Origin of the sequence: Enterobacter cloacae complex sp. IR5412 (assembly GCF_049237385.1) — a bacterium.
Lineage (GTDB): Bacteria > Pseudomonadota > Gammaproteobacteria > Enterobacterales > Enterobacteriaceae > Enterobacter > Enterobacter intestinihominis.
On the sequence record NZ_JBMKHQ010000014.1, the window covers coordinates 66,415 to 79,752 of the forward strand.

Genomic DNA, 13,338 nt, shown 5'->3' on the forward strand with positions numbered 1-13,338 from the left:
ATGCAGATAGCACGCCTGATTCGCTCCCGCTGGCTGTGGCTTGCGGGAGCGCTTCTCTTTTTAGGGGGGCTGATTGTCGCCGCTGACCGCGTGTGGCCGTTGCCCCTGAAAGAGGTCAACCCTGCGCGAGTGGTCGTGGATGAGCAGGGTGTTCCGTTGTGGCGTTTTGCCGACAGCGAAGGCATCTGGCGCTATCCGGTTACCATTGAAGAGGTTTCCCCACGCTATCTTGAGGCGCTGATCCAGTATGAAGATCGCTGGTTCTGGGATCACCCTGGCGTCAATCCGCTTTCTGTACTGCGTGCCGCCTGGCAGGATCTCACCGCCGGGAGAGTGGTTTCTGGCGGGAGCACGCTTACCATGCAGGTGGCACGCCTGCTGGATCCGCATCCGCGTACCTTTGGCGGTAAAATTCGTCAGCTGTGGCGGGCGATGCAGCTGGAGTGGCATCTCTCCAAGCGTGAAATCCTGACGCTGTATCTCAACCGTGCCCCGTTTGGCGGCACGTTGCAGGGCGTGGGCGCGGCAAGCTGGACTTATCTTGGCAAACCGCCGTCTCAGCTGAGCTATTCCGACGCGGCGCTGCTGGCTGTACTGCCACAGGCACCCAGCCGTCTGCGCCCCGACCGCTGGCCGGAACGTGCCGAAGCGGCGCGGAACAAAGTGCTCGACCGCATGCTGACTCAGGGCGTCTGGTCTGAGAAGCAGGTGAAAGAGTCCCGTGAAGAGCCGGTCTGGCTGGCCCCCCGGCAGATGCCGCAGCTGGCGCCGCTCTTTTCCCGCATGATGGTGAGTAAAAGCCGCGACACAAAAATAGTCACCACGCTGGATGCAGCTTTGCAACGACAGCTTGAAGAGCTGGCAATGAACTGGAAATCGCGCCTGCCTGCCCGCAGTTCACTGGCGATGATCGTCGTGGATCATACATCCATGAAAGTGCGTGGCTGGGTAGGCTCGGTAGATATCAATGATGACAGTCGCTTTAGTCACGTGGATATGGTCAATGCGATCCGATCGCCGGGATCCGTCCTCAAGCCATTCATCTATGGCATGGCGCTGGACGATGGCCTGATCCATCCCGCTTCGTTATTACAGGATGTTCCAAGAAAAACGGGGGATTATCGCCCCGGCAACTTTGACAGCGGTTTCCATGGGCCGGTCAGCATGAGCGAAGCCCTGGTGCGTTCCCTCAACCTGCCTGCGGTGCAGGTACTGGAAGCGTACGGCCCAAAACGTTTTGCAGGCATGCTGAGCAACGCGGGATTACCGCTCATACTCCCCGCGGGGGCGCAGCCCAACCTCTCCCTGATCCTGGGGGGCGCAGGCGCACGCCTGGCTGATATCGCTGCCGCCTACAGTGCCTTTGCGCGTCAGGGTAAGGCGGGCCGGTTGCGTTTACAGCCGGGCGATCCGCTGATCGAACGTCCGCTGCTGTCGCAGGGGGCGGCGTGGATCATTCGTCGCATTCTCGCCAGTGAAGCACAGCCCCTGCCGGACAGTGCGCTGCCCCAGGTTGCGCCGCTGGCGTGGAAAACGGGCACCAGCTATGGCTACCGGGATGCCTGGGCCATCGGGCTGAACGCCCGGTATGTCATTGGAATCTGGACCGGACGTCCGGACGGCACGCCCGTTGCCGGGCAGTTTGGTTTCGCCAGCGCAGTTCCGCTCCTGAATCAGGTCAATAACATGCTTCAGTCCCGCTCGATGGTGGATGAAGCCCGTCTGCCGCGCGATCCGCGTCCTGCAAGCGTAGGACGGGGCGTGATTTGCTGGCCGGGGGGCCAGTCCCTGCCTGAAGGGAACGAAAACTGTCGGCGTCGGCTGTCAACCTGGCTGCTGGAAGGCAGTGAACCGCCTACGCTGCTGCTGCCGGAACAAGAGGGTATTCGCGGGATCCGTTTCCCGGTCTGGCTGGATAAAGAAGGCAAACGCGTCGCAGCGGATTGTCCTGATGCGACAGAAAAAGTGCTGGATGTCTGGCCGCTGCCGCTGGAGCCCTGGCTGCCTGCTGCCGAAAAACGGGCTGCTCGTCTCCCCGCCCGTTCAGCGATTTGCCCTCCGCTGGATAACCATAATGCGGCGCCGCTGATGTTGTCAGGCGTCAGAGAAGGGGCGGTAATTAAACGTCTTCCGGGTGAGAAAAACATGACCCTGTTCGTTTCAACCAGCGGCGGGGAGGGGCAACGATGGTGGTTTTTGAATGGCGAACCGCTGGACGGACATCAGAAGAATTATTCACTGCAATTATATTTGTCGGGTAAATATCAGTTAGTTGTATTAGATGAAACAGGACAAACGGCGACGGTTAATTTTGAGTTAGATCGCTAAGTGTTACTCCTCAAGAGTTAGCTTGATAATTATCAATATCCGTTCCTGAAAAAAAACGAGAATGCGTTTTTATTTTAAGGAACGAGCAATGGAAAAAAATAAACATCAGGGAGAGGGGACTATTCCCGCCATATCCCGGCGTCAGTTTATTCAGGCAGGATCGGCGCTCGCCGCTCTGCCTTTTGTCGTCAAAACCGGCAAAGTACAGGCACAGGGCGCGGCGGTTTCAGACACTACGCCTGAAGAAAAAGTGGTGCAAACCTGTAGTACGTTTGACTGCGGCGGCAAGTGTGATATTCGTGCTCACGTCAGTGAGGGCGTTGTGACCCGAATTTCTACGCGTCCGGATAACGCGTTGGATCCGCAAATGCCCGTAATGCGCGCCTGCGTGCGTGGCCGGGCTTATCGGAAATTTGTTTACCACCCCGATCGGCTGAAATACCCAATGAAACGTGTAGGGAAACGTGGCGAAGGAAAATTCGAGCGTATTACCTGGGATGAAGCCACCACCCTTATTGCGAATCAATTAAAAACTATTACGCAAAAATACGGTGCGGCTTCACGCTATGTTCATGTGGGCACCGCTGTGTCCGGCGGGACTTTTTCCGGCGATAAAATGGTTCGTCGTCTGCTCAACTTAACCGGCGGCTATCTCGAAAGCTATCACTCGGTCAGTATGGGTAACACGGCGGCAGCAACGCCGTATACCTATGGCACCGCTGCCAGCGGCAGCTCTCTTGACACGCTGCTGGACACCAAACTGGTCATCCTCTGGGGACATAACCCGACGGAAACGATCTTTGGTCACAGCAACCACTTCTACCAGAAGATGAAGCAAAACGGCACTCGCTTTATTGTTGTCGACCCTCGCTATTCCGATACGGTTTCCTCCCTGGCCGATCAGTGGATCCCGCTGCTTCCCACCACGGACAACGCCCTGATGGACGCGATGATGTATGTGATCGTCACGGAGAACCTGCACGATCGCGACTTTATTCAGCGCTACACCCTGGGCTTTGACGAAGACACTATGCCAGAAGGCGTTCCGGCCAATGAATCCCTGATGGCTTACCTGAGCGGCGCAAAAGATGGCGTGGCGAAAACGCCCGAGTGGGCAGAGAAAATCACCCACGTGCCTGCACAAACAATTCGGCAACTGGCGCGCGACTACGCAACCACCAAACCCGCTGCGCTGATCCAGGGCTGGGGACCGCAGCGTCATAACTGCGGCGAGCGCACCGCGCGCGGCTCGACGTTGCTGGCTACGCTCACGGGTAACGTCGGGGTGAAAGGCGGTTGGGCAGCAGGCTATGGCGGCTGCGCAAACCGTAAATTTGCCGCCGGACCAGAAATGCCGGACAACCCGGTCAAAGCCAAAATATCGGTGATGAACTGGGTGCAGGCCGCCGACGATGCCTCTCAGGTCACCGCGGACGTCGGCCTGAAGGATGCCGAAAAGCTGGACAGCAATATCCGCATCCTGTTCTCGCTGGCGGGAAATTATCTGGCTAACCAGAACCCGGATCTTCATCAGGCAACCCGTGTCCTGGAAGACGAGTCGAAAATCGAGTTTATCGTCGCAAGCGATCTGTTTATGACGCCGAGCGCCCGATACGCCGACCTTCTTTTGCCGGAAACCAGCTTTATGGAACGCTGGAATATCGGCGAAACCTGGGGCACGGCAAGCTATCTGATCCTGTCAGAAAAGCTCATTGAACCTGAATTTGAACGCCGTTCAGACTACGACTGGCTGCGGGAGGTCGCCGCTAAGCTTGGCGTCGAACCCGCGTTCAGTGAAGGGCGTGACGAAAAAGCGTGGATTGAGCACATCTGGGAGCAGACGCGTCTTTCCATGCCTGACGAAAACCTGCCGGACTTCGCGACGCTAAAGAAGACGCGTCAGCACCTTTTCAAAAGCGCGCCGTTCGTCGCCTTTGAAGACAACATTCGCGATCCGCAGAATCATCCGTTCCCGACGCCGTCCGGAAAAATTGAGATCTTCTCGAAGCGTCTGTACGACATGCATCACCCGGAAATTCCGGCGCTGTCGCACTACGTGCCTGCCCATGAAGGGCCGGAAGACGCGCTGGCGAAACGCTTCCCGCTCCAGCTGATTACCTGGAAAGGAAAAAACCGCGCTAACTCCACCCAGTACGCCAACCCGTGGTTAATTGAGGCGCAGCAGCAAAAGCTGTGGATCAACCCGCAGGATGCGCAAAATCGCGGCATTTGCGAGATCCCGGCGGAGGTCACGCCGCGCATCATTCCAGGCGTTGTGGCCATGCAGGCAGGTGCCTGGTGGCAGCCGGACGAGCAGGGTATTGATAAGGGCGGCTGCGCGAACGTGCTCAGTTCCGCACGTATTACCGCGCTTGCGAAAGGGAATTCCCATCAAACCATGCTGGTGGAGGTAGCTAAAGCATGAGTCAGTTTAAACATTACGCACCGGTAAGCGACAAACAGCTGGGTTTTTATATCGACTCTTCTCGCTGCTCGGGCTGCAAAGCATGTCAGGTGGCGTGCAAAGATAAAAACAACCTTGAGGTCGGACGTCGTTTCCGTCGCGTGTACGAAGTTAATGGCGGGAGCTTTATCCCGACCGGGCAGGGTGGCGTCAGCAATAACGTTTTTGCCTACACGCTCTCTATCTCCTGTAACCACTGTGCCGACCCAATCTGCACCAAAAACTGTCCGACCACTGCGATGCATAAGCGTCCGGGGGACGGTATTGTGCGCGTAGATACTGATAAGTGCGTCGGCTGCGGCTACTGCGCGTGGTCATGCCCTTACGGCGCGCCACAGCTCAACGAGCAGACCGGGCAGATGTCCAAATGTGATTTCTGCGTGGATCTACAGGCGAAGGGGGAACAGCCTGTCTGTGTGGCAACCTGTCCACTCGAAGCGATTAAATTCGGGCCGATTGATGAACTGCGGGCGAAGTATGGTGCGGTCTGTGATGTGAAAGGCTTGCCTGATTCCTCCATCACCAAACCGAACCTGGTGATCAAAGCGCATCAGGGCGCAGAGAAAGAGGGGAAACGTCATGCATGAGTTACCGCTGCTGATTTTTACGCTGTTCCTGCAAGGATCGGTTGGCGTTACGCTGTGGCTGGCCTTCGGAAGCACGCAACGCAGCGTGCTGCTGCCGGCTGCCGGAGCGTTTGTGTTGGCCAGCCTCGGTCTGCTCGCCTCCGCGTTGCACATGGGCTATCCACTTAATGCGTTCAACGCGCTGCGTCACGTATCCAGCTCCTGGCTGAGCCGTGAGATTATCTTTGCCAGTCTTTATCTTGCGGCACTTGGCCTCGCAACGCTGCTGATGTTTGTCAAAAAACCAGGCTGGAAGCCGCTGTTGGTTGTGGCAGGTCTTGTCGGGCTGGTGGATGTGTTCTGCATGGCGCAGATCTACATGCATGCATCCGTGGTGACGTGGCATCACATTAATACCCTGGTGCTGTTTATCGGTTCGGTGGGAATTATCGGTTCAGCCTGCATGGCCGTTGGGGCACGTTCCCAGACTCGCGTGCGAACGGCGATTGTCATTATCACGCTGCTGGTGATTGCACGTCTGGTGATGCAGCCCGTCTGGCTGGCAGATATTACGGCTATGGACAACACCGTTGTGACGTTCCCACACGCACCGTTACAAATGCTGGAGCAACTGCGAACCGTGCATCTGCTGAGCTGGTGCGTTTCCGTTGCGGGTATGCTGTGCTTTGCTGCGGGCGGCTTAAAAGCGGCGCGAGGCACAATGCTGTTGGGCAGCGCCTTGCTGATTGTGGGTGAGCTAATGCTGCGCTTTGTTTTCTTCAGTATTGGCTGATGGGCGGATTAACCTTTGCCCCGGCGATGGACGTGACGCATGCGTGCGTCCGTCGCCGTTTTCGCCACTCTTCCTGCTGCGCCTGCGCGGACGTCTGTCCCGTGCAGGCTTTTTCTTTTAACGACACCGGCGTCTCGGTTGATGACAGCCGCTGTATTGAATGCGGTGACTGCCTGTTTGTCTGCCCCGCTGAAGCCATCACCGGCATCACGCCGCGAAAACGTTTTCTGTGTGGCGATACGCTTGTTGGGCCTTTTACTGACCGTGCGCCAGGGGCGAATGAGCTTCTGCTGTGGCACGCGCAGCACCACGTTCGTTTTATCAGTATCGACGCGGAGCAGTATCCTGACTGGTTGCTGGCGATTGCCCGGCTGAATCTTGCGCTTCGTCGACGTGGTGAAGCAGCGTGGGCGTTTAAACATATACCCGTCAACGAGGTAAATACCGCCCGGCGTGCGCTGATGCACGTTCCCCGTGAGGATGTCCGGGCCTGTTGCGTCGTGCCCGGTCAGCGTGAGTTGCGCAGGGCGTTTTCTGCGTTTAGCGAGGCAGAGATAACTCTCGATACCGAATCCTGCGTACTCTGCGGCGCGTGCTGGCGGAGTTGTACGGAAAACGCGATTCGGTTTGAGAACGCTGAACTGGTCGTGGAAACCGGACGCTGTACGGGGTGTGGCGGCTGCGAAGCGGTATGCCAGCATGCGGCGATAAACGTGACGCAAACAGACGGGACAGCGAAAAGCGTGACCATACCGGCATATGAAGCCGTTTGTTTGACGTGCCACCGGCATTTCTGGTCATTTAGTTCTGATGAAAAGCAGTGTCCGCTCTGTTTTCACCATCAGTACGGCATGCGAAATACGAGCTGTTGCTAATCTTCGTCTCATTTTAAAAAAATGTTATGCATAACCATAGGCAATGGCGCTATTGCTCTTTATAATCCGCGCCACACCATACTCAGGTATGCAAAAACAACAGAACATTTTACAGAGGTTATCAATGGCTATTGAACGTACTTTTTCCATCATCAAACCAAACGCGGTGGCAAAAAACGTTATTGGCAGCATCTTCGCTCGCTTTGAATCAGCAGGGTTTAAGATCGTTGGCACCAAAATGCTGCACCTGACCGTTGAACAGGCTCGCGGTTTCTACGCTGAGCACGAAGGTCGCCCATTCTTTGACGGTCTGGTCGAGTTCATGACTTCTGGCCCAATCGTGGTATCCGTACTGGAAGGCGAAAACGCGGTACAGCGTCACCGCGATCTGCTGGGTGCAACCAACCCGGACAACGCGCTGGCAGGTACTCTGCGCGCTGACTACGCAGACAGCTTCACCGAGAACGGCACCCACGGTTCCGACTCTGTTGAATCTGCTGCGCGCGAAATCGCGTTCTTCTTTGCAGAAGGCGAAGTGTGCCCGCGCACTCGCTAATAATTTCGTAAATGCCGCGTGCAAACGTGGCATCCCTGCGCCAGACTTTGTACAATGCAACGCCCCGGACGAGCAGACTGCTTACCGGGGCGTTTCTTTTCAACCCACCAAGGGCCACAACGTGTAACAACGAGGCCGGAAAAAATTATGTCTGAATTAGTGAATACCTCCGAAGTCGCCATTCCTGCGGTTCCCAATAAAAATGGAAAAATTAACCTGCTGGACCTGAACCGTCAGCAGATGCGCGAGTTCTTTAAAGAGATGGGCGAGAAGCCGTTTCGTGCCGATCAGGTCATGAAATGGATGTACCACTATTGCAGTGACAACTTTGATGACATGACGGACATCAACAAAGTGCTGCGCAATAAGCTTAAAGAAGTGGCGGAAATCCGCGCACCGGAAGTGGTGGAAGAGCAGCGCTCTTCAGATGGCACTATCAAGTGGGCCATTGCCGTTGGCGATCAGCGTGTTGAAACCGTGTATATCCCGGAAGACGATCGCGCCACGCTGTGCGTCTCTTCTCAGGTGGGCTGTGCGCTGGAGTGCAAATTCTGCTCTACGGCGCAGCAGGGCTTTAACCGTAACCTGCGCGTATCGGAAATTATCGGCCAGGTCTGGCGTGCTGCGAAAATCGTGGGTGCAGCGAAAGTCACCGGTACACGTCCAATCACCAACGTGGTGATGATGGGGATGGGTGAACCGCTGCTCAACCTGACCAACGTCGTTCCGGCGATGGAAATCATGCTCGACGATTTCGGTTTTGGTCTGTCCAAGCGCCGCGTTACGCTCTCTACTTCCGGCGTTGTGCCTGCGCTGGACAAACTGGGTGACATGATTGACGTTGCGCTGGCCATCTCCCTTCACGCGCCAAACGACGCCATCCGTGACGAAATTGTGCCGATCAACAAAAAGTACAATATCGAAACTTTCCTGGCTGGCGTGCGCCGTTACCTGGAGAAATCCAACGCTAACCAGGGCCGCGTGACCATTGAATACGTGATGCTGGATCATGTTAACGACGGTACCGAGCATGCACATGAGCTGGCTGAACTGCTGAAAGATACGCCATGTAAGATCAACCTGATCCCATGGAACCCGTTCCCGGGCGCGCCGTATGGCCGTAGCTCGAACAGCCGTATCGATCGCTTCTCAAAAGTGCTGATGGAGTATGGTTTCACCACCATCGTACGTAAAACGCGTGGCGACGATATCGACGCAGCCTGTGGTCAGCTGGCGGGTGACGTTATTGACCGTACCAAACGTACGCTGCGTAAGCGTATGCAGGGTGAGTCAATCGCGGTTAAAACCGTTTGATTATTATGCAGACACGGCGCATTTTTTGCGCCGTGAAGCATTAATTTACTGAATAACCAGCCACAATCATCACGACTGATTAATAATTACGGTGCGTTTCATACGACTTTCGGGCAGTATGTAACGACGTAACAACAGTTTAGCGTGAAGGCCTGCCAGCGCTGTCATCTGCGGCCCGACAGTCTTATACTGTTTGTTCCAGGTTAACTGACCTAAAGTTTCGCGGTGCGGGTGGCATTGTGACTCACCGGCACCTGAACCCTTATTTTCACGTACCAGTAGTTGTAGCGAATGAATACTGAAGCCACTCACGATCAAAATGCAGCACTCTCCACTGGCGTTCGTCTTCGCAACGCCCGTGAACAACTCGGACTTAGCCAGCAAGCCGTTGCAGAACGCCTGTGCCTGAAGGTTTCCACCGTTCGCGACATTGAAGAAGATAAGGCACCCGCCGATCTGGCTTCAACGTTTCTGCGCGGTTATATCCGTTCTTACGCCAAACTGGTTCATATTCCTGAAGACGAATTACTGCCGATGATGGAGAAGCAGGCGCCTGTGCGTGCGGCAAAAGTTGCGCCGATGCAGAGCTTCTCTCTGGGCAAACGTCGTAAAAAACGCGATGGCTGGCTGATGAGCTTTACCTGGCTGGTCCTGTTCGTGGTTGTCGGCCTGACGGGCGCATGGTGGTGGCAAAACCACAAAGCGCAACAGGAAGAGATCACCACCATGGCCGATCAGTCCTCCGCTGAGCTTAATCAGTCTGGTACTAACGGCGCGCAAAGCGTGCCGCTGAGCACCGAAGGGGCTGCGACCTCCAGCGAACCTCAGGCGACAGCAACCAGCACGCCTGCAACCGATCCAGCGGCGACGCCAGAATCGACGGCGAATACCGCACCGGCTACCCAGGCCCAGGATCAGAACGCGGTCGTATCACCTTCTCAGGCCAATGTTGATACCGCCCCTGCGGCAACGGCACCGGCAGATAACACCGCGGCGTCACTGCCAACTGACCCGGCGGGTACGGCGGCACCTGCCATTGACCCGAATGCGCTGGTGATGAATTTCACGGCTGATTGCTGGCTGGAAGTGACTGACGCGACAGGTAAAAAGCTGTTCAGCGGCCTGCAACGTAAAGATGGCACGTTAAATCTAACGGGCCAGGCACCATACAAGCTTAAAATCGGCGCACCGGCAGCGGTACAGATCCAGTATCAAGGAAAACCTGTCGATCTGAGCCGCTTTATCAGAACTAACCAGGTTGCGCGTCTTACCGTTAATGCCGAACAATCAGCAGCACAGTAACAGACGGGCAATGCGGGAGATTTTACATGCATAACCAGGCTCCTATTCAACGTAGAAAATCGAAACGGATTTACGTTGGGAACGTGCCAATCGGCGATGGGGCGCCTATCGCCGTCCAGTCGATGACCAATACGCGTACTACGGATGTAGAAGCGACGGTTAATCAAATCAAAGCATTAGAACGCGTCGGCGCGGACATTGTTCGCGTCTCAGTGCCGACCATGGACGCCGCTGAGGCGTTCAAACTGATCAAGCAGCAGGTGAGCGTTCCGCTGGTTGCCGATATTCACTTCGATTACCGTATCGCGCTGAAAGTCGCTGAATACGGTGTCGATTGTCTGCGTATTAACCCAGGCAACATCGGCAACGAAGAGCGCATTCGCATGGTGGTTGACTGCGCCCGCGACAAAAACATTCCAATCCGTATCGGCGTAAACGCTGGCTCTCTGGAAAAAGATCTCCAGGAAAAGTACGGTGAGCCGACGCCGCAGGCGCTGCTCGAATCCGCCATGCGTCACGTTGATCATCTGGATCGCCTTAACTTCGATCAGTTCAAAGTGAGCGTGAAAGCGTCTGACGTTTTCCTGGCCGTTGAATCGTATCGTCTGCTGGCAAAACAGATCGATCAGCCGCTGCACCTTGGCATCACCGAGGCGGGCGGTCTGCGCAGCGGCTCAGTAAAATCGGCAATTGGTCTCGGCCTGCTGCTCTCTGAAGGCATCGGTGACACGTTACGCGTCTCCCTGGCCGCCGATCCGGTGGAAGAGATCAAAGTCGGTTTCGACATCCTGAAATCACTGCGTATCCGCGCGCGTGGGATCAACTTCATTGCCTGCCCAACCTGTTCACGTCAGGAGTTTGACGTGATCGGCACCGTCAATGCCCTGGAGCAGCGTCTGGAAGACATCATCACCCCGATGGACGTTTCCATCATCGGCTGCGTGGTGAACGGTCCGGGTGAAGCGCTGGTGTCCACGCTGGGCGTTACCGGCGGTAACAAGAAAAGTGGTCTCTATGAAGATGGCGTTCGTAAAGATCGTCTGGATAATAGTGATATGATCGACCAGCTTGAAGCCCGCATTCGCGCAAAAGCGACGATGATGGACGAAGCGCAGCGCATCAGCGTTCAGCAGGTTGAAAAATAACGTGATGGGAAGCAGGCTGCTTCCCATGTATGATTGAACCCATTCTTTGGGTTCTTTTTTGTATATAGAAAGAGAATAAACGTGGCAAAAAACATTCAAGCCATCCGCGGCATGAACGATTATCTGCCTGGCGAAACCGCCATCTGGCAGCGCATTGAAGGCACACTGAAGCAGGTGCTCGGCAGCTACGGTTACAGCGAAATTCGTTTGCCGATTGTAGAGCAGACCCCGTTATTCAAACGCGCGATCGGCGAAGTAACCGACGTGGTTGAAAAAGAGATGTATACCTTTGAGGACCGCAACGGCGACAGCCTGACCCTGCGTCCTGAGGGGACGGCGGGTTGCGTACGCGCCGGCATCGAACATGGTCTCCTGTACAATCAGGAGCAGCGCCTGTGGTATATCGGCCCGATGTTCCGCCACGAACGTCCGCAAAAAGGCCGCTACCGTCAGTTCAACCAGCTTGGCGTGGAAGTGTTTGGTCTGCAAGGACCAGATATCGATGCCGAACTGATTATGCTGACTGCCCGCTGGTGGCGTGCGCTCGGTATTTCTGAGCACGTATCCCTGGAGCTGAACTCTATCGGTTCTCTGGAAGCGCGTGCGAACTATCGCGATGCGCTGGTGGCGTTCCTGGAACAACACAAAGAGAAGCTCGACGAAGACTGTAAGCGTCGTATGTACAGCAACCCGCTGCGCGTACTCGATTCCAAAAATCCTGACGTACAGGCGCTGCTGAACGATGCGCCAGCGCTGGGTGACTACCTGGATGAGGATTCCCGCGAACACTTTGCTGGCCTGTGCAAGCTGCTTGAAGCGGCGGGCATTGCTTATACCGTTAACCAGCGTCTGGTGCGCGGTCTGGACTACTACAACCGCACCGTATTTGAGTGGGTCACCACCAGCCTCGGTTCGCAGGGCACCGTCTGTGCTGGCGGTCGTTATGACGGACTGGTCGAGCAACTGGGTGGTCGCGCAGCACCGGCTGTAGGCTTCGCGATGGGCCTTGAGCGACTTGTTTTGCTGGTTCAGGCAGTTAATCCGGAATTTAAAGCCGATCCTGTTGTCGATATATACCTGGTGGCCTCAGGTGCGGATACGCAGTCTGCGGCGATGCAGCTTGCCGAACGCGTGCGCGATGCGCTGCCGGACGTAAAGCTGATGACCAACCACGGCGGCGGCAACTTTAAAAAACAGTTTGCTCGTGCCGATAAGTGGGGCGCAAGTATTGCACTGGTGCTGGGTGAGTCCGAAGTGGCCAACGGCGAAGTGGTGGTTAAAGACCTGCGCTCTGGTGAGCAAACTACGGTAACGCAGGATGGCGTTGCGGCGCACTTGCGCACTCTATTGGGCTAAGGAGAAGGACTGCGTGGAAATGTACGAGAACGAACACGACCAGGTTGATGCGGTTAAACGCTTCTTTGCTGAAAACGGCAAGGCACTGGTTGTAGGGGTTATTTTAGGTGTTGGTGCGCTGGTTGGCTGGCGTTACTGGAACAATCATCAGGCTGACTCTGCTCGCGGTTCATCCCTGAACTACGAAAACACCGTTAGCGCAATCCGTGCCGATCAGCCGCAAACGCTGACGGCTGCGGAGAAATTTGCCGCTGACAACAAAAACACCTACGGTGCGCTGGCTGCGCTGGAAGTGGCTCAGCAGTATGTTGATAAAAACGAACTGGATAAAGCCGCTGCGCAACTGTCTCAGGGGCTTGCTGCTGCCAGTGACGAAAATCTGAAAGCGGTGATCAATCTGCGCCTGGCACGTATTCAGGTTCAGCAGAAAAAAGCCGACGACGCGCTGAAAACGCTTGATACCATCAAAGGTGATGGCTTTGCCGCTATTGTCGCCGATCTTCGCGGTGAAGCACTGCTGAGTAAGGGTGATAAAGCGGGCGCGCGTAAAGCGTGGCAAGCTGGCGTGGATAGTAAAGCTTCACCTGCGCTGAGCGAAATGATGCAGATGAAAATAAATAATTTGTCCGTCTGAGAGGG

Annotated in this window: 11 protein-coding genes; all 11 read left to right on the forward strand. The window is 55.8% G+C overall.

All coding sequences use genetic code 11. The annotated features are described in order from the left end of the window. Complete coding sequence (pbpC, locus tag ACOTX2_RS20290; RefSeq protein WP_063148289.1) at positions 1-2,328, forward strand: peptidoglycan glycosyltransferase PbpC; 2,328 nt, start codon at positions 1-3, stop codon at positions 2,326-2,328. 88 nt (positions 2,329-2,416) lie between these two features. After that, positions 2,417-4,753, forward strand: a complete 2,337-nt coding sequence (locus ACOTX2_RS20295; RefSeq protein WP_063148290.1) for a DMSO/selenate family reductase complex A subunit — start codon at positions 2,417-2,419, stop codon at positions 4,751-4,753. Continuing rightward, a complete protein-coding gene (locus ACOTX2_RS20300; RefSeq protein ID WP_022649006.1) occupies positions 4,750-5,379 on the forward strand; it encodes a DMSO/selenate family reductase complex B subunit in 630 nt (209 codons plus the stop codon). Before ACOTX2_RS20295 ends, ACOTX2_RS20300 begins: the two co-directional genes overlap by 4 nt. Beyond that, positions 5,372-6,151 (forward strand): dimethyl sulfoxide reductase anchor subunit family protein, encoded by a 780-nt coding sequence (locus ACOTX2_RS20305; RefSeq protein ID WP_032623777.1) that lies wholly within the window; start codon positions 5,372-5,374, stop codon positions 6,149-6,151. The genes ACOTX2_RS20300 and ACOTX2_RS20305 overlap by 8 nt, the downstream gene beginning before the upstream one ends. Next, positions 6,151-7,026, forward strand: coding sequence for a 4Fe-4S binding protein (locus ACOTX2_RS20310; RefSeq protein WP_063148291.1), 876 nt, complete (start codon positions 6,151-6,153; stop codon positions 7,024-7,026). The genes ACOTX2_RS20305 and ACOTX2_RS20310 overlap by 1 nt, the downstream gene beginning before the upstream one ends. 124 nt (positions 7,027-7,150) lie before the next feature. Beyond that, positions 7,151-7,582 (forward strand): nucleoside-diphosphate kinase, encoded by a 432-nt coding sequence (ndk, locus tag ACOTX2_RS20315; protein WP_003860625.1) that lies wholly within the window; start codon positions 7,151-7,153, stop codon positions 7,580-7,582. Between the two features lie 147 nt (positions 7,583-7,729). After that, positions 7,730-8,896: a bifunctional tRNA (adenosine(37)-C2)-methyltransferase TrmG/ribosomal RNA large subunit methyltransferase RlmN gene (locus tag ACOTX2_RS20320; RefSeq protein ID WP_003860623.1), complete on the forward strand. Its 1,167-nt coding sequence runs from the start codon at positions 7,730-7,732 to the stop codon at positions 8,894-8,896. Between the two features lie 291 nt (positions 8,897-9,187). Then, the gene (gene rodZ / locus ACOTX2_RS20325) at positions 9,188-10,198 is read left to right on the forward strand and encodes a cytoskeleton protein RodZ (protein WP_063148292.1); all 1,011 of its coding nucleotides are present in this window, start codon (positions 9,188-9,190) and stop codon (positions 10,196-10,198) included. Positions 10,199-10,224: 26 nt separating this feature from the next. Next, the gene (ispG, locus tag ACOTX2_RS20330; RefSeq protein ID WP_003860619.1) at positions 10,225-11,343 is read left to right on the forward strand and encodes a flavodoxin-dependent (E)-4-hydroxy-3-methylbut-2-enyl-diphosphate synthase; all 1,119 of its coding nucleotides are present in this window, start codon (positions 10,225-10,227) and stop codon (positions 11,341-11,343) included. Positions 11,344-11,424: 81 nt separating this feature from the next. Further along, positions 11,425-12,699: a histidine--tRNA ligase gene (gene hisS, locus ACOTX2_RS20335; protein ID WP_022649001.1), complete on the forward strand. Its 1,275-nt coding sequence runs from the start codon at positions 11,425-11,427 to the stop codon at positions 12,697-12,699. 13 nt (positions 12,700-12,712) lie between these two features. Continuing rightward, a complete protein-coding gene (locus ACOTX2_RS20340) occupies positions 12,713-13,333 on the forward strand; it encodes a YfgM family protein (RefSeq protein ID WP_032622338.1) in 621 nt (206 codons plus the stop codon). The last annotated feature ends 5 nt before the right edge of the window (positions 13,334-13,338 follow it).